We start from the raw sequence: 19,396 nt of genomic DNA on the forward strand, positions 1-19,396 counted from the left end.
GCCTGTTATTGATTCAGTTCTGCAATTAATCGTCGGTACCCAAGCGCACCACGACTTTGCCAAAATTCTCCCCCTGTAATAACCCCATCAGGGCGCGGGGCGCTTTTTCCAACCCCTCAACCAGATCCTCACGGTATTTGATGCGACCCTCGCCAACCCAGTGACTCAAACCAATAATAAAATCGCCGAAACGCTCATATTGATCAAAAATAATAAATCCTTGGATTTTAAGGCGCTTGGTAAGGATTTCACGCATCAACAAGCTCAGGCGATCCGGACCCTCAGGCAATGACGTAGCGTTGTAGTGAGCAACCAGCCCACACACGGGAACCCGGGCAAAGTCATTGAGAAGTGGTAAAACCGCATCAAATACATCTCCGCCCACATTTTCGAAATACACATCCACACCGTCTGGACAGGCCTCCTCCAACTGCTCGGGGAACTCCTCTGCTCGGTGGTTGAGACAGATATCAAAGCCCAACTCCTCTACCGCGTAGCGGCATTTTTCTGCTCCACCGGCAATACCAACTACCCGGCACCCCTGAATTTTACCAATCTGCCCTACAGTGGAGCCCACAGGGCCAGTAGCTGCAGCGACAACCAGAGTATCTCCTGCTTTTGGCTGGCCAATTTCCAGCAGCCCGTAATAGGCGGTAATACCCGGCATACCCAAAACACCGAGTGCATAGGAGGGATGGCTGGGATTTTTACCAAGATTCACCAACCCTTCACCATCTGAGATTGCATAATCCTGCCATCCGCAATAACCCAGCACCCAGTCTCCCTCTTCGAAATCATCTAGGTGTGACACAAGCACCCTGCTTACTGTGCCACCCACCATAACGCCCCCCAGGGGTACCGGCTCTGCGTACGATTTGGCATCACTCATGCGGCCGCGCATATAGGGGTCCAGGGAAAGAAAAACCGTTCGTAACAACACCTCACCCCGAGCGGGTTCGGGCACCCCTAACTCCTCAATACTAAAATTGTCTTCGCTCGGTGCCCCTTCGGGCCGGGAAGCCAATACAACCCGGCGGTTCTTATCCATTGATTGCACGATGTATCTCCTTCACTGAGCCAGACTTTCACTTGGTACAACCTTTTGTACCATTGGCGAGCCAGGCCCTCTCCTGAGTTTTTATGTCTGCTGAAGGCCAAACTATAGATAGAAATTGCACGCCATTAGTAAAAATTTACCGGTTATTGTGTCGTGGTATTTTTTATCCATCAATTTAGCCCCTGTTGACAGGTATCCGTGTGCTAAGATTGATGCCTTTCCCGCCATAGACAATTAAGGATTGGTCAATGTCTGCGCTGTCCCGCAATCAACGCCTGGAGCAACTCAAAGCCGCGCTCGCTCAGCGCATCCTGATTCTCGACGGCGCTATGGGAACCATGATCCAGCGGGAAAAGTTGCAGGAAGAAGATTACCGCGGCGCTCGCTTTGCCGATTTCCATCGGGACCTGAAAGGCAATAACGATCTATTAAGCATTACTCGTCCCTACCTGATCGAACAGATCCACCGGCAATACCTGGAAGCTGGCGCCGACATTATCGAGACCAATACTTTTAATGCGACTGAGCTGTCCCAGTCGGATTACGACATGGAACATCTTGTAGTAGAGCTGAATCGAACCTCAGCAGAAGTAGCCCGCCGCGCGGCGGATGCCCTCTCCACCCCAGAGCGCCCCCGCTGGGTGGCCGGGGTGATTGGCCCTACCTCACGTACCGCCAGTATTTCCCCGGATGTCAACGACCCGGGTGCGCGCAATGTGACTTTCAATGAGCTGGTACACAATTATGTGGAAGCCGGCCGCGCCCTAATAGAGGGCGGCAGTGACCTGATCCTGATTGAAACCATCTTCGACACGCTCAATGCCAAGGCGGCCATTTACGCCATGCAGAAGCTGTTTGAGGAGCTGGGCTTCGAGTTGCCGATTATGATCTCCGGCACCATTACTGACGCCTCCGGCCGCACCCTCTCCGGCCAGACTACCGAGGCGTTTTACTATTCCATCGCCCACGCAAAACCCATCTCCGTTGGCCTTAACTGTGCCCTTGGGGCCACCGAACTGCGCCCCTATGTAGAGGCTTTATCTGGCGCCTGCGCCACTTATGTTTCCGCGCACCCCAATGCCGGCCTGCCCAATGAGTTTGGCGAATACGACGAAACCCCGGAACAAACCGCGGCGATTGTGGCGGAGTTTGCCCGCAGTGGTTTTATCAATATTCTCGGCGGTTGCTGCGGCACCACGCCAGAACACATCCGCGCCATTGCAGAGGCGGTATCCGATATCCCTCCGCGCCAGTTGCCCGAAATCAAACCGGCTTTACGCCTTTCCGGTTTGGAACCTTTTGTCGCCGATGAAAGCGCCCTCTTCGTCAATGTGGGCGAGCGCTGTAATGTGACAGGCTCCGCCCGCTTCAAGCGACTGATTCTGGAAGAGGATTACGATACCGCCCTGCAGGTCGCCGCCGCACAGGTGGAAGATGGCGCGCAGGTGATTGATTTCAATATGGATGAGGCGATGCTCGATGCACACGCCGCCATGCGCCGTTTTCTCAACCTGGCAGCCACCGAGCCCGACATCGCTAAGGTGCCCTTTATGGTGGACTCCTCCAAATGGGAGGTGATCGAGGCCGGGCTGCAGTGCATTCAGGGTAAACCCATCGTGAACTCAATCAGCCTCAAGGAAGGCAAAGAGGAGTTTATTGAGAAGGCGCAACTGTGCCTGCGCTATGGTGCCGCCGTAGTGGTGATGGCCTTTGATGAGCAGGGTCAGGCGGATACCTTTGAGCGCAAAATCGAAATCTGTAAGCGCAGTTATGAAGTATTGGTAGGGGAAGTCGGTTTCGACCCCACCGATATTATTTTCGATCCCAATATTTTCGCCGTTGCCACTGGCATCGAGGAGCACAACAACTACGCGGTGGACTTTATTGAGGCCTGCCGTTGGATTCGTGAGAATCTACCGGGTGCTCAGATCAGTGGGGGCGTCTCCAACGTTTCTTTCTCCTTCCGCGGCAACAACCCAGTGCGCGAGGCGATCCACTCTGTATTCCTATTCCACGCCATCAAAGCCGGCCTGAATATGGGCATCGTCAACGCCGGTCAGCTGGCGGTCTATGACGAGCTGCCTGAAGAACTGCGGGAAAAGGTGGAAGACGTCATCCTCAATCGCAATGACGAAGCCACCGAAGCCCTGCTGGATATCGCCCCCAAATATATGGGTGAAGGCGGCGGCACAACGCGCAAGGAAGACCTCAGCTGGCGTGAGCTGCCAGTCAATGAACGTCTGGCCCATTCCCTGGTAAAAGGCATCAACAACTATATCGAGGCAGACACCGAAGAGGCCCGCGCCAATAGCAGTCGCCCCCTGGATGTGATCGAAGGTCCGCTGATGGACGGTATGAATATCGTTGGCGACCTGTTTGGCGAGGGCAAGATGTTCCTGCCCCAGGTGGTGAAATCGGCACGGGTGATGAAGCAGGCCGTCGCCTATTTACAACCGTTTATCGAAGCGGAAAAAACCGAGGACAGCCGGCCCAACGGCCGTATCCTTATGGCCACGGTAAAAGGCGATGTGCACGATATCGGCAAGAATATCGTCGGTGTGGTGCTGGCCTGTAACAATTACGAGGTAATCGACCTCGGCGTGATGGTGGCCGCAGAAACTATTCTGCAAACCGCCCGGGAAAAGAATTGTGACATTATCGGCCTATCCGGTTTAATCACCCCCTCCCTTGATGAGATGGTGCATGTCGCCGCAGAAATGGAACGCCAGAAATTCGATATCCCCTTGCTGATTGGCGGTGCCACCACTTCCAAGGCCCACACCGCAGTAAAGATTGATCCCCAATTCAATCGCAATCAGGTGGTGTATGTGGCCGATGCCTCGCGCGCTGTGGGGGTCGCCAGCAGCTTGATTTCCGATGAACTGCGTCCCGCCTTTGTTGAAAAGGTTCGCGCGGAATATGAAAAGGTGCGCACCCGCACCGCAAATAGAAAGCGCAACGACACCCGGCTGACCTATGCGGAAGCCCGAGATAACGCCCCTGAATTCGACTGGCAAAATTACCAACCCGTAAAACCCCAAAAATTGGGAATTACCGTTATCGAAGATTTTCCCCTGGAGAACCTCCTCGATACGCTTGATTGGACACCCTTCTTTTTATCCTGGGATCTGGCGGGCAAGTATCCGGCTATCCTCAAGGATGAAGTGGTCGGCGAGGCTGCTAGCGATCTCTACCACAATGCCCAGCGCCTGCTGAAAGAGATGATTGCCAAAAAGCAGCTGCGCGCCCGCGCTGTGTTCGGTTTGTGGCCCGCCAATAGCATCGGCGACGATATCATCGTGTACAAAGATGAAGCGCGCAGTGATGAACTGGCGCGTTTACATCATATTCGCCAACAGGTACAAAAGATGGGCGGCGATGGTCTGTGCCGTTCACTGGCAGATTTTGTCGCTCCTCTGGATTCCGGCTATATCGATTATGTCGGCGGCTTCGCAGTTACCACTGGCATTGGCGCCGACGAACTGGCACAGAACTACGAAGCCAAGCACGATGACTATAACGCAATTATGGTGAAGGCCCTGGCGGACCGACTGGCAGAATCTTTTGCTGAAACCCTGCACCGCCAAGTACGCAAGGAATACTGGGGCTATGCGGCAGACGAAGAGTTGAGCAATGAGCAGCTAATCAAAGAAGCCTATCAGGGTATCCGCCCGGCGCCCGGCTATCCCGCCTGCCCAGACCACTCAGAAAAGGCTACTTTGTTCAGTTTATTGAACGCCGAAGAAAATGCCGGGGTCAGCCTGACCGAGCATTTCGCCATGATGCCAGCGGCCGCAGTCAGCGGCTGGTACTTCGCCCACCCACAGGCCAAATACTTTAATGTCGGTAAAATCGGTCGGGATCAGCTGCAAAGCCTGGCCAAGCGCAAAGGAATTAGTGAACAGGAACTGGAGCGCTGGCTGCGCCCAAATCTCGAAGAGTGAGGATCCCCCCATGCAGGAAAATAATAAGAAACGAGCAAGGAAGCCCGGACTAGGCCAGATTGTACTAAGCACTTTGGCAGGGGCCATTGGAGTTCAGAGCAACAAGAACCGAGAGAAGGACTTTCAAAGCGGCAGCATGATGCACTTTGTTGTCGCCGGAATTGTCTTCACCATTTTGTTTGTCTTAACCCTGATACTGATCGTAAAGACCGTACTGGGCAATATGGGCTAAAGCTCTTTTCCAGCTAGAAATCTCTCAGCAAAAGCGGGCTCCTCGCCCGCTTGATCACTCAAATTTCTGCATAAATAGATTTCAGCCCTAGCAGATAGCCCAATGGAAGGTATTGCTGTGGGTTATAAAGAGGAATTTACGAAGAAGTACCCGGTACGGCTCGGCTCCGGGTCGGGACATCAAATGGGTCAGCGGGTAGCAACCCAGAAAATACAGGTGGCAACAAAGATAGCGACCAGAGCTACAGCGGCGATAGCATCTGCGAAATTGTCTTCTTCCGGGGTAACAGCTACTTCTTCCTTCATCGAATTTCTCCGATTACAAATTATTGTTATTCAAAGTAGGTGAGCCGCAGGCAGCGGCATATCAAGTAGAGCAAATTGAGTCTGCAGTTGCAAGGTGGGCCGGGGTTGGATTGTAGATCCGTCCATTTATAGGGACAAGGTCTGTCTTACCCAGCATTTAATGACCGATATTAATGCAATTGCAATTTGGGTGATTACAGGCTCCCACGCTGAGGGCGCTAACTATATTCGCCAACGCACCGACAATTTCCATACTAAACCGAAAATCATCTAAATCGGAAATGCTACGCATACCCTATTTATAAATAAAAATTTTGGGAACCCATATCAGGCCTCCAATATATATCAATATATCACGCAGATTAACTTGACCCACCCAGGGAGTATAACTAAAGCCTGAGCTAAAATACTTATAGCTACCAGCACTGGTTTTTAGATGACGTTTCCGATTAGCCCCCTGGTGGCAAGTTAGATGCCGGCATGAGCAAAACAACCTCCTCATATATAATCTTGGCATCAGACTCAAGCAAAATCGAACATAGATAAAAGAATTCTCTCAAAATCAGCAACCACCCACATAGCGGGTGGTATGGTGAAAGCCCCCAAAGGGGGCTAGTTACAATCCCGCCAGCTGCATCTGCTCTTAACGACGCTCTTCAGCATCTTAATTCTTGATTTACTCTCGAATTATCTGCCCATCAAGCCCACTGTACTAACGCAATATCCCCGGACCCAAAAGTGTCTTCCTGTAAAGTTTCTCTGTACATGCTTGTACTTCCGAAATATCTGGAACGCAGATTTTCCTTTCAAAACCCAACCGTATTAGAATACACTCAATTTCGGAGGAATAATTAACAATATATGAATGTGATCCCTCATTGCGCACCCCTCGACCAACTCAATACCCTTGCATAAGTCTCGAAATATCGCTCCCACCTCCGTCTCAACGTTCCAAATAATACTTTCTTTCTGTACTTAAGCACAAATACCACGTGGTACCTGCAATCATACTTCACGTGAGCTTTGAATTGTCAATCTCGCACATGACCTCCTTTATAGAACTTGCCGTTTCATGGAGGCCATATTTTTCATTCTGCGCTCCGAAACGGCAGAGCCCTGTCAAGCCTCACCGCCAGAGGCAATGCCTTACCTATGCATTAATTAATATAAAAGAGCTCTGAGATAATTACTCTGCCGTAAAAAAATTAATTTTTATCACGACGTTATTTCAACTCTATTAAAATTTAACAGGACGCCATCCTGTATATTCCAATAGGTTTTCGCCAAATAAAGAAACTACAACTCTATGCATTCAGATTCATTTTTACCGCGAGAAAAATAGCAAACCTTCAAAACTTTACCATCATCTGCACGATTAATTAAAAAACCCACCTCCTCACCTCTCTCGTAATATTGCTCAAGAACGGCTACCCCTTTCTCATTAATGATTTCATACTTTCCATGAGGAACATTGATTCCATCTACATTTATAAAGCAAATTTTATATATATTTTCACCTGCAGGATAATTATCGCATTTAACTTCACCGACATCCCCTGCACTAGCCGCAAATGAGCCAAAAGAAATAAAAAATACAATGCCGCATATCATTTTCATGGCTCTACAACCCTATTCTGACCTCTCATCTATTACACGCATAACATCCATCTTTCTTAAGTCATGATAGGACTTCAAGATTTCATAAAGATCACCATGGATCGGTTGAACCTGGAATGAAGTCATAATTTTAGAGGTAGTCGTTAAAGACTGTCCAGGCATCCTTTCAATACCTTTCACTTGACCAAAACACCCTAGGGAATCACTTCCAACCTCTATGTTTGGTACGCCACAAGCATTCACGTTTCGCAAATTCGGTAAAGTAAGGCTTTCGGCTTGATCAACAGAAAAAGTCCCAATATCAGTTATTGTTGTTTTTGAACCCTTAAATGTGACAGTACATCTATATTCACACAGTTTGACCGTCTCCCCTTTATACTCAATACGTTTACCGCCCCCAGTGGCATAGCAACTGGCTACTAAATTTCCATCAGATGGGCTTGCACAACTGCCATCCTCTCCTTTTCCTTCGCTTCTATGAGACTCCTCATTAAAAGCCCGAGCAAAAGCAGCTGTTATAGCTCCATTGGCAAACTTCCCTCCGGATACAACTGAAGTGGTTCCTCCCAAGAGAGCTGCGACAACAACCCTAGCAGTACTAAAGCCAGTATTTCCGGCATCAATCAAGTCGACAGCCCCTGAGAATGCTTGAGCCACACCTGCTGCAGCAAAGCCATGCTTAAACTTTCCTCCCTGAGCTTCAGACAAAAGGCCGCCTGCCACTGAGTGAGCAAAGACTTTTGCAGCATAACCATAGCCGTTCAGACCAGTGCCCATTACTCCTTTCCCAACAACGCCCTGAGTTGCCCATTTCGCTCCTTGAAAAGCATTACCAATCCCCATAAATGCCACTGCACTGAAAGCACCAAAAAAGGCACCTTTAACTGTACCGCTTTGTACTGCTCCAGCGGCAGCACCGCCGGCAGCGGCCCACCCAGCCGCAGCCGCAGTCTGACCAGCCTGTAACGCTGCAAGAGACTGTCCTCCAGTGTAAATAGCAATCACTACCGCGACCACCGGCTTTACTACAGAGTCTCTCCACTTATTCCAGGAACTATACCCAGAAGGATCCGTATAAGTCAGCGGATTATTGTGCACATAGGCATAACGATTGTAGCCTTGGACCGAAGTAATACCATCAATGATCGGATCCGCTGTTAAGAAGCGTGACAGGTTGGGATCGTACACCCGGCCATTCATATGAATAAGGCCCACCTCATCCATCATTTCATGACCTGTGTAACCACGATTACTACTTAAATGATTAAAAGCACCAACGTTTAAAGTCTTAACCGTATTCGAGGGGCCAGAACCAATACGCTCCCAGCTCAACGGGTTGCGGCGTTTGCCCCAGGCATCAAAGCTGTATAGCAACTTGTTACCTGCAGCATCTTCTGCAACCTGCCCCTTACTATCAGTAATGACATCCAGGGAGCCCTGTAGGTCTTTGTGCAAATACTGAGTGCTAGTGCCGGCAATTTCATCCGACGCATTTAGTTGTACTCGCTCAACAGCAACCCCCGCAATATTGCGGCGATAGAAGCTCTTTATATGGGCACCGGAAGTACTGCGCTCAATCACTTTCTCGACGCTGCCGATCTGCAAGGTAGTCACAGTACCTTTGCCATTGTCGTCCACACGCTTGAAGCGACTACGGTCGGGACCATAATAAAGGCGGGTTTTATGACTATCTTTGGTGAGTAAACTTGGCTTATCAAATACCGTATATTCCCTTATGCGGTTATTTGAACCTCGTACCATGTTGCCATTTTCATCGTATTCATAACTAAGGCTTCCAGCTTTTGTCACAGCATGAGGTCGAGCACTATCGTAACTATAATTTCCAACCCCACTTTTAAATCTGATGTTTCCGGCATCGTTGTAACGCACTTCCTGCACGCTAGCTTCGCTACCGCCACTATAGAGCCGTGCATAGCGCAGGCGGTTCAGGCCATCGTACTCAAAACTTTCCTGTAGATCCTTGCTGTAACTACCATCTCCACTGAGATCGGTTTTAGACAAAAGGTTGCCGATAGCATTCCAGTCGTAATGCAGATTCTGCACTTGACCTACCCCAGGATTAATATCTGTGAGGATACTGGTGAGGCGATAGTGCTGTGGGTGATACTCATAAGTGGTTGTGAGGCCATTACCCAATAATACTTCTTCTACCTGTCCGCGCAGGTTCATGCGCTTCACACGGTAGTAGTAACCCTGCCCGGCAGGAGCCTTCACATCCCGCACACCCACCTTATACCCATAGCTGTTATAAACAGTTTCCATGCCATATAGGTAATTTTGTTGGCGAGCTACCTGCTGATTACTGGCGTCAAAGCTACGCTTGACACGGCTGTATTTGTCATAGGTGACCTTCTCATAAAAATCCCCTTCGCCATCAAGTACACCCAGCACCGTCGTAGTTTCACCCAGGCGACCGTAAATATCGTAGTGCATTAGCTTAAGGAAGCTAATGTCCTCCATATTTGTATTGCAGCTACCGTTAATAACTACGGAAGCTTGGGCTACGGCCACCAGTTTGCCATCGAATCGGTATTTGGAATTACAACCAGGATCCTGGTCGTAGTACCAACGGCTAAAGTTCTGTAGCTTGCCTGTTTGGCTGCTGGAATTGAAACTAGTGTAATCGGCTCGAGTCACCATACGGCCAAGGGCATCATAGGTCATGGTGGTACCCTGCCCCTTGGCATCCTTCTGCCAAGCCAACTCGCCAAAACCGTTATAGCCGTAGGTCCATGTGCCCTTATCCGGATCTACCAAGCGTTTCTTACGACCCAGATTATCGTATTCAATACTGGTTACTGAAGTTTCGCCGCCTCCGCTATTCAATACACGAACATGTCGAAGGTTGCCATCAGCAAAATATTCATACTTAAGTTTTCCTCCGATGTTATCAGTGACTTGGGCCAGCTCACCGAGCACATTTTTCTGGGTAACCTTAGTTTGCTGTGCACAATTTTTAGTAGTTTCTCTCAGACCATTGTAGGTAATGGTGCTATCACATTGGCCACTGGGTGCATCCACTTTGGTGGTGCGTCCTAGAATATCGTAGGAGTAAGAGGTCCAACGCGGAGAGCTACCGCTTTTATAGGGATCGGAAATCTTTTTAACACGGGACTGCACATCGTACTGGGTATCTACAAATACAGATTTACCATGAAAGTCCTGAGTTTGTTTGCGGATCTCCCGGCCCAGACGATCGTGGTACATTACCGTTTTTGTTTTATCAATACCGGTAGTAGTCACCTTAAAATGCGCCGGTACACCAGCGACCGTAGGGCAGCCACCGCTGTCAGCGCAGAGTGTACTCAGGGTCGTGCTATGACTACCTGTCTCATGATGCTCAAAGTAGCGAGTACCAAATTGAGAGTAGGCATAATTGGTGGCCACCCCACTAATATCAAATACTTTACCTGGTTGGCCAAAGGCATCCATTCCCAAATACTGCTCTACCGTTTGACTAAGCGCATTAGTCTTACTGGTCGGAAAGCGCCCATAGCTGTCATAACCCGTATGGCTAGTACGGCTTTCACCAAGCGCATCGGTCACAGTAGCCGCAATACGATTACCAAAGCGATCGTGTTCGTAACGGGTGTGCAATTCTTCTGCGCTACCTTTGGCTACCCATTCATCAGTTAAAAGGCCGGTCTGGGCGTCATAACCAAAATGTACAGTGCGCTTGATCTGTGGTGCAGCCAAGCTACCTTGCCTCTGAGTAGTGACGCTGCTCTCACTCAGTCGCGCCAAATGCCAACGGCTGCTGCTAACCACATTATTATATTTGTTACTTGTGGTTTTGCTCTGAACAAGGTTATTTGAAGCATCATAATTTTTAACCACCACAGAGCTGACATTGCCATACTTGATATCAACATCAGCCGTGTAATTAGTGGTAGTCACCACCTTGCCCAGATAATGTCCATCCAAGCTATAGGACTTATCCTGCGCTTGGCTGATATAGGGCATTACTGTTTTACCGGATACCGGCTCAACCGATTTAAGCGTATTAATAGAACAGCTAATCAGCTTAAGGCTGGATTCACTACAGGAAGCCGGAGTTTTGATATTGCTGGCATTGGGCTCTATTACCTTAGCCGTTTGTGAAGGCATCCCTATGTAAGGGTAGTCTTGGCGATACCGGGTTGTTATCTTCACCTTGTTTTGAGGGTCATAAGTGGTAACCGATTCAAAACCGAGGAAACCGCGCCCACCACTCTGCATACGCGCACCTGCATAGTGGTAATGAGCCTCTACAGTATTGTTATTGTCATTCGCCGCCGGCGCATCAGAAATCACTTTCTTCACCACGTACATCGGTGAATACAAGTCAAAAACGGGTGAACCGCGCCCATAATTTAGCTTGAAGGAGCCCTTCTTGCGATTATAAATATTAGCACTGTCGTCATTTAGGCGTGCATATTGAATTTCTGTTCTAACGCCGAAACCATTCTCAACAGATTCAAGAATATCAACTGGTTTATTACCATGCTTAGGTTTGAGGATACGCACATACTTATCTGTAAAACCAGAACCACTAAAGAACCCTGAGCGGGTGCGCATATCATCGCAGTGGTTTTCTTTTTCATCACGGTTGGCGCAATTTTCAACGATTTCAGGGCGGCCATCCCCAGTCACATCCATAATATAGTGACTGTGGTCACTCTTATCTACGCCAAGTATTAACCCAGTCTTGACTCCTGTACCAAAGCCATTTGACTTATTGGGGAGCACATATAAATACTGGTATTCGTTATTTATTTTATCGTTAGCGTTCGGGTAAAGAATGTCGACCAGACCATCCATATCCCAGTCATATAACTGAATATTATCATCTACGATGGCTGGTAGAGCTTTTGCGGTTATAAATTTAACCCCATTAAAGTGATAAACACTCCAGGCACTTTTATTGCTGACCCTAAAGAGTAAATCAGGTAAGCCATCACCATTGAGATCACTCACCATGTGCTCAGTGGACCCACCACTATTAAATATTTGCCTTGAAAAGACAGTAGAATGCCCACCATTAACATTGGACATCAACACAACAAAATGATAATCGGTCTTTGAAGTAATATCATTATAACAATCGATAGATGGCTCGGTACAACGCCAGTTAGTTGACACAATCGCAGTTAAGTCTGCAATTCCGTCACCATTGAAATCAGCCACGATATCCTTATCGCGCACATTCACATTAGTTCGATTTATATATAAGCCAGTTCTTCCCCCAGGCGGGGTAGAACTGGGAAGAGACAAACTTCTTACTACTTCACTATTTTTGAATGATAACTTACCCGAGCTGCTGCGCTGCAGCTCCCTGATTTTAAGGTTAGGTGATTGACTCCTGAAATGATCAGCGTTACCCCCAGTAAAATAGATATAGTCGGGCAAACCATCTGCATTAAAATCATGCATTTTACCCAACTGACCTTTTTGGAAAGTAATTGCTGTAGGAGTATCAGTTACACTAAACCCAGATCCATTAGAGTAATTGACTTCCCAATATGTAGAACTGTCGGAAATTGGCGCATGCAGTAAATCATCTTTACCATCATTGTTGTAATCTAAGAGGTGCCATTCCTCACGCTCATTGGAACGAATTCGCATTTGCCCGGGCTGAATGGCAAGCGACCCTTGCTTCGTGCCTAAAGCAACTCGAATATAGCGTTTTCCATGACTACCGTCGTAGCGAATAAATACAAAGTCTGTAAGTCCATCACCATTTACATCGCCATATTTACCACCTTCAAAGCCAGAGTGAAAAATATTGGGATTCGCAAGCCCTTTAACAAGACCAGCACCATCAGACTTTGAATAGGTAAATACCGTTGGTTTACGACAATTACTCTTTACACATTCCTCTACTTCTTCGAGCAATAATCGACCTGTCCCACTCTTTTTATAGGAAAACTTATAGCGCCGTATTTCCTCGGACTCTGCCGTAGAGATGATTGAGGTCAATCGTCTCGTCGAAGCGGACTTTTGTCCAAAACGATAGCCATAGCGTTTATCTGAACGATTAGTATCGTAGTTAAACTCTATTCGGTTAACGAGAATATCATTACTTCCACCCGAATAATCTATGTACTCAATGAGGTGTTCACCAACATTACTATCTTTAAGATAGGAGTATTCAATTCGATTGCCGACACTGTCTGCTTGCTTGTTGATATACCAAGCATTGGTACTCTGAGAATCATCTGTTAGGCCATAGTAAGAAATGGACCCATCCTTACGATAGACCTCAAAGCCTTTTTTACTACCGACGCCGGTCGATACCACCTTGACCCTAAGAAAAGAATCCAGGGATGTTCTATATTGAGTGCCAATACCACCGTATTGGCCAGATGAGACTAATTTTAGGCGCAGACCATCGAGACAGAATCGATCAAACTGGCTGCCATTCACTCCATCTTCTTCATAAGATTTTCTACAAGCGGTTATTGCTGAGAGCCCACTAATGCCCCAACCAATACCCAGTGGACCATGCCCCCCAGAACTACTATAGCTAACACTAACACTGGGCACACTACTGCCCGATGAGGGGCCAACTGGAATCGGTAGGCTATAGGTGGCCGCACCAGACTCACTGACACGAAACTCTCCAGGCACAATACCTACACGATCTGAGGCCAATACCGCAGGATCAGTATTCGCTAGGGCAGTAGCCTTGTGTGGTGGTGTATCTACGGAAACAGGAGGAGATGAAAGCTCTACCTGCACAACTTCTGTTACTGCTGCAGCAGAGCAACTAGAAAAACTAGAAACCTGATTACAAGCACGGATTTTATAAGCAAAGAATCCACCATCAAGACTAAAAGACTTAGACAGATTATCCAGGTTTGTATGTTTGATTACTGTAGAGTTATTCCAAGAAATAGTTCCATCCACGGAAGTGGCTGTACCTGAAAAAATTTCATAACGAACCAAGTTGCCACTGCTACTTCCCCAATTCAGGTCAACACTTCCCGTTCGGGAGAAAAGCGGAGATAAATTTAAACCACTAGGCTTACCCGGCTTTTTAGCCACAATAACAGACTTAGAGTTACCCGTTCCCGAACACCCCCTCAAGTTACAAGCTACAAGATGATATTTATAAACACCATCATTCCGCTTCAATTGTGTACCTGTAACCTTGGATGGAGAAGTGGAACTAGTAGAAACAGTTTTTAAAAATTTACCGCCTTCATAAATTTTGTACTGATATACAAACTCATTGGAGCGATCACTCCAATTCAAACTTATACTACCGTTAGAGCTATTGGCTATAGAGTCCAAAACGGGGGCAGACGGAAGAGGCTGATTCCAAACAGTAATGCCTGCTGTAGCGCTCCAACTAGCGCTGCAACCTGAAGAGTTACAGTTTTTACTACGGAACTCCCAGCTTCCATCTGTTAAACCTGTAGCAGTAAAATCCACTGCTCCAGCTGTGCTGTAAGAGCTATCAGAGGGCCAAGCAGTGCCTTTTTTTCGCTTCTGCCAACGTACGGAGCTGATCGGCCCAGTACTATTGGATTTTAAACTGGCATTACCATTGTAAGATTTATTATTTTTTATCGAGAGAGTAGCCTTATTGGGAACAATGACTATCGTAGCTGAAACTGATGCATAACCTGCAAAATCAGGCTCCGGGCAGTTAGGAAAGCTACCTAATAAACACGTTTGGCATGAATATCGATAGCTGTAGGTCCCACTAGCACTCAAAGTCTCAGAAAATATTGACCCAGAACTAAATTTAGCACTACTTACAGTAACATTATCTCGCTTTAACTCACAACGCTCGGCCCTTGGCCAATCAGTGTTAAAAACTAAAGTTACCTTTCCAGACTTGGATACTGATTGCAATGCAATGTTGGGTAACTTTAGATTAATTGTCTTTTTGCTTGTCCATCCACTACAGGACTCAACCTTATTATATGTTTTACATGCCCTCACACGATAGGAATAACTACCGTTTTTTGTTTTAGTGATTGTTTTACTTATTCCTGTTTGGCTCCAGCTCCCTGTAGCATCACCCGTCTGTTCAACTTTATACCTTGAGGCGCCAGATACCGAGTCCCAGCTGATCTTGTAAACCCCGTTAGAATCATTACCGGGAACAACAAGATTCTTAGGAACACCTGGAGCCCGGGAAACAGTGACATTTGATGAAGTTTTATACGAGCTTATCAAACTCCCTTGAATCACGGCAACCCGATAGCTATAGATACCGGTTCCCCTACCTGTTAGCGTCTTTTTAGTTAGATTTCCCTTATATACTTCGACCCATGAGCCGCTGTTTTTCTTCTCTTGCAGTATATATTTTGACGCACCAGAACCCGCATTCCACGAGATTGCAACACTCCCATTTGTACTTTTAGAGGGGACAGTAACCGAGCTTGGTGTTCTAGCAACGGTTATTGCCTGAGAGTACACATAGCTGCTACACGCTGTAAAGCATGCTTGCACTCTATATTCATATTTACCCGTTGATCGACCAGCCAATGTCTTTGAAAGACCCCCACCGGAGTAAATATCACTCCAGGCTCCACCGTTCTTTCGCTCCCACAATATGTACTTATCTGGAGTTTTTGATGCTTTACCCCAACTAACCTTAAACCCCCCAGTTTTGCTAGTTTTAGGTAAAGTAACAGCGCCTGGTCCAGCAATACTTACCTTGACCGTATGGCTACCTCTTTTAGAGAAAAAACCCGGTTCATAGCAGTGCCCATTGCGACCCCATTGTAGACATTCATTCCCAGCCCACAAATCAAAACGATAAGTTCCAGTTCCCAAATTATATGTCTTTGTTCCTCCGCTAGGACTTACGCTATAGGTTCGATAAAGCGAACCACTCTTATAAATTCTAAACTCAGCCTTTGAGGCAAGAGAAACCTTAGAGAAAGTAAGCTTGACAGTTCCCGTGGAACTATTGGTTGTTCCGGATATGACTCCGGCCAAGGCAAGACCAGAGAAAGAAAAGTAAAAAAATACAAATGTAAAAATGCTAAAAATAGCCTTCCAATCCCTGGACACTCTGAACTCCGATGTAATTAACCACGAGGCTTCCACCTCAAAAACAGGTCGCGGAGTCTATCGTATAAGCTTTTCAAAGGGAAATTTTGCGCCTTACTAAAATGCACAAACTGTCTTTATATTCCAATTGAAACCATCGTTCAGATTTAGAAACCCTATTTAGCCACCAAAAATATTCATAAAAATCAACAAAAACACTCATTAATTAAACGCCTTGATCCACATCAATTTAATTTCAGATCATACAAATCATGCTTACGCAGAAAATTAATTACCACTCTAAAAGAGAGTAATTATCCCCCACCCCCAAGCCAAAGCCTTTACCGGCATAAGTCCCATCCCATCAACATTTGGGCGGAATACCTAAACACCAAAAGCGGCACCAATAAACACCTAAAATGCAGAGGGCAAGACTTACAGAAATACAGCTCATATTAAAAGTACAACTTCAAGATATCAGCTGAGCGACCCTTACTACACTCACGAATACCAACTATTACAACTTCATCTGCAAAAACTCACAAAACGACTAATATCATCTATAAATTGCACACCTGTAAAATGCTATACAATACTTTAGAAATATTCACAATATAGCCCCCAAGAGAACCATCCCCTTGAAGGCCACATTATCTATTTCATAATTTTTAACGGCAGAACTTCATTACTTAAGGCTGCAATTCACTTAAGGATAGTTAGAGTGCGACCCTGATATCTTTCGGTGGATGACAATGAAATACTACATAAGTAGTATCCGGAGTGTAGTAACATGTAACATCATAGTGATAACCATCGTCTTGCTCATCTCTTTGCACAGAGGGGAACATCTTCTTATTTTCTTGAAGTGTCTTTCCATTTAACCACTGACCAACAAAGTAATCTTTTACTATCACTGCAGCAGTCTCTGCACGCGCTTTGTAAAAGGTACTCAGCACCTTATCCGCACTAGGATTATCCTTATAATAAATCTGGCTGCCATCAGTATTTCTTTGTTGTATATCGTTTTTACTGCAATATCCATGCACTATTTTATCGTGCTTAGACTGATAACCAAGCTCAAGATATACCGATACATTCATCGTCAAAATTGAACGGCTACCATTTTCATGGGGCTTTGGATTTTGATAGTGCAAATCAAAATCACCAACAGGGTGAACAGCAGCTCCCATCTCCTTTATATCTTTTGGTAATGGCATAACATTTCCTTTTATGAAGTTAATTTAAGTTTTCGCCTCAATCCAAATTACACAGCCTTGATTCTTATGTGTAACCTTTACTCAAACAAACATGAGCAATCTCAATATGGGAGATAAGAGAATTGTTAAACAGAGTGAAGCTTTTCATCTTCATAAACACAGAAATTAAATCTTTTCAATTTCCTAATCAGTGTATTCTGGTACCCGTTCGGGCCAGCAAATCTTTAAACTAGTTTGTTACCAGCAGTATCTTTGTCTACCAGTCCATTACTATCGTTGATGAGATTCAAAGAGCCTTGGAGATCTTTGCGTTCATCCTGTTTACTGGCGGCTTCATCGGATGCATTCAGCTCGATACACTTGATAGCAATCCCTGTGATATTACGGCGGAGAAGCTCTCGATAGTTGCACCGGAGGTACTACGCTCGACCATTTCTCTACGCTGTCAATCTGCAAGGTGGTTACAGTGCCTTTACCATTGTCGTCCAGCCGCTTGAATCAGCTGCAGTGGACCGTAGTAGAAGCGTGTATCATGGCCGTTCTTAATCACCAGGCTGGTTTTTTATCAAAGACGGAGGGGGCAGCTAATGCTGCCTGAGTCACTGCTCATATTGCCGTTGATATTGTACTGACAACTAGTTTTGCCGGCTTTGGTTTCCGTATGGGGGCGTGGGACATTGAATTCATGGCTACCAACTCCCGTTTTTTGGGTGATATTGCCGACATCATCGTAGCGGACTTTCTGGGAGACGGTTTGACTGACCTAATGGAAGTCTGCATTGCACAGATGGCTAAAATTGCCATACTTAACCCCCCATTTAGGATTTTTATTCCACTAAATTGATATTGAACATAAGGCTTGCGAAACTATTATTGCTTTCCTTTACCCACCTTCAACCATATTAACGCCATAAAAATGAGTAGCTAATTTCTCCTCCACCCAAACACTTTGCAAACTAAAAGCCGTGTAACCAAACTGGATAAACACTTACTCTTTTCGTTCTTGAGCCTATAAGCTCACAACCAACTAAAAGTATCCGGAGAAATACTTTTAACACTCCTTAACCTTAGAATTTCATTGCCACCTCCCAGCAGCAGGCAAAAACATCTACCCAACTGGAGGCACACCAAAATTTTTCATCTATTAATCTCAGCATGCAATGATATGAAACATCAATCTATGGAAATTTAACTTTAGACAGAAATACTCAACCATCCCAACTAATCACAGAGGTTTTAAAGTCCAGAATATTACTTAAAGATCCTGGGAAATAAAAACAGTTAAGAATAAAATCCATATATTCTTAATTATGCCTTCGAAGCTCAGCCCTTCAGTTCGATTAGGTTTCTCAAAGAAGAAGCCTGAGATTCAGATACTTCAGAAAACCAGCATGAATAGGGAAATTTCACAAAAAGACGCTTGCAACCTTGAAGCTACCCTGCAAGCACAGCGAGGCTTATGAAGCGCTTGGCCTCGGAACGCGATAAAGCTAAAGAGTTGCAACTAGGTCTTTTTGAGACTTTAACCATGCTTCTTTCGATGTAGGTTTATCCTGAATTTTTCGCCCAAAGTTCAAAACCTTAATCTATCAATGTAGCCATCCCCAATGTTTCCACAGCTCCCCTCAAGAAGCTTCAATACCCCCAAGACTGCCAACTGCCCAACAAGAAATGCAAAAATAAAGGGGGCATCTATCTCCGGTAATGCATGCATCCTTAAGTGCAAAATTACATTATAGGTAAACCACACCCCTAAGGAAACGGCAAAACCTTGCCGCAACAATAAATTCAGCAAGATGCAACCCAAGAAGCTAAAAACAGCCGTAAAAAACCCAAGAGAAAAATTCGTAAGGATTCCTGTGTACTCCATAAACTGCCTATCCGCACTAGTAGGCAAAAAGGGAGAGATTGCTGCATCCGGCCCCACAAAGTTACCAACCACCACCCCCAAAATAGCCAGGAAAAATATAATCACCAACTTACCTAAATACTTTATGAAAAATGGCATAGTG

General features: G+C 46.2%; 8 protein-coding genes and 1 pseudogene. 3 read left to right on the forward strand and 6 right to left on the reverse strand.

Going from position 1 to position 19,396, the window contains the following annotated elements; genetic code table 11:
• Window positions 1–25: 25 nt before the first annotated feature.
• Window positions 26–1,048, reverse strand: a complete 1,023-nt coding sequence (curA, locus tag ACJJIO_RS00800; RefSeq protein ID WP_252085986.1) for an NADPH-dependent curcumin/dihydrocurcumin reductase — start codon at window positions 1,046–1,048, stop codon at window positions 26–28.
• A 257-nt stretch (window positions 1,049–1,305) separates the two neighbouring features.
• Between curA and metH the strand changes: the two genes are divergently transcribed.
• Both metH and ACJJIO_RS00810 read left to right on the forward strand, forming a co-directional pair.
• Window positions 1,306–5,001, forward strand: coding sequence for a methionine synthase (metH, locus tag ACJJIO_RS00805; protein ID WP_444909840.1), 3,696 nt, complete (start codon window positions 1,306–1,308; stop codon window positions 4,999–5,001).
• A gap of 10 nt (window positions 5,002–5,011) precedes the next feature.
• Entirely contained in the window at window positions 5,012–5,233 is a 222-nt protein-coding gene (locus ACJJIO_RS00810; protein WP_252085595.1) for a DUF2970 domain-containing protein, read from the forward strand.
• A 992-nt stretch (window positions 5,234–6,225) separates the two neighbouring features.
• On the opposite strand, the pseudogene tnpA reads toward ACJJIO_RS00810, so the two are convergent.
• The 4 genes and pseudogenes from tnpA to ACJJIO_RS00830 all read right to left on the reverse strand — a co-directional run bounded on the left by tnpA (window position 6,226) and on the right by ACJJIO_RS00830 (window position 17,384).
• Window positions 6,226–6,554, reverse strand: a pseudogene (gene tnpA / locus ACJJIO_RS00815) (IS200/IS605 family transposase).
• A gap of 280 nt (window positions 6,555–6,834) precedes the next feature.
• Window positions 6,835–7,155 (reverse strand): hypothetical protein, encoded by a 321-nt coding sequence (locus ACJJIO_RS00820; RefSeq protein WP_444909841.1) that lies wholly within the window; start codon window positions 7,153–7,155, stop codon window positions 6,835–6,837.
• A gap of 12 nt (window positions 7,156–7,167) precedes the next feature.
• Window positions 7,168–14,103: an RHS repeat-associated core domain-containing protein gene (locus ACJJIO_RS00825; protein ID WP_444909842.1), complete on the reverse strand. Its 6,936-nt coding sequence runs from the start codon at window positions 14,101–14,103 to the stop codon at window positions 7,168–7,170.
• 2,780 nt (window positions 14,104–16,883) lie between these two features.
• Entirely contained in the window at window positions 16,884–17,384 is a 501-nt protein-coding gene (locus ACJJIO_RS00830; protein ID WP_444888788.1) for a hypothetical protein, read from the reverse strand.
• 685 nt (window positions 17,385–18,069) lie between these two features.
• Between ACJJIO_RS00830 and ACJJIO_RS00835 the strand changes: the two genes are divergently transcribed.
• Window positions 18,070–18,228: a hypothetical protein gene (locus tag ACJJIO_RS00835; protein WP_444909843.1), complete on the forward strand. Its 159-nt coding sequence runs from the start codon at window positions 18,070–18,072 to the stop codon at window positions 18,226–18,228.
• A 729-nt stretch (window positions 18,229–18,957) separates the two neighbouring features.
• Here ACJJIO_RS00835 and ACJJIO_RS00840 read toward each other — a convergent pair.
• Window positions 18,958–19,392, reverse strand: coding sequence for a hypothetical protein (locus ACJJIO_RS00840; protein ID WP_444909844.1), 435 nt, complete (start codon window positions 19,390–19,392; stop codon window positions 18,958–18,960).
• Window positions 19,393–19,396 lie beyond the last annotated feature (4 nt).

Source organism: Microbulbifer mixtoriginis (SeqCode), assembly GCF_052467235.1.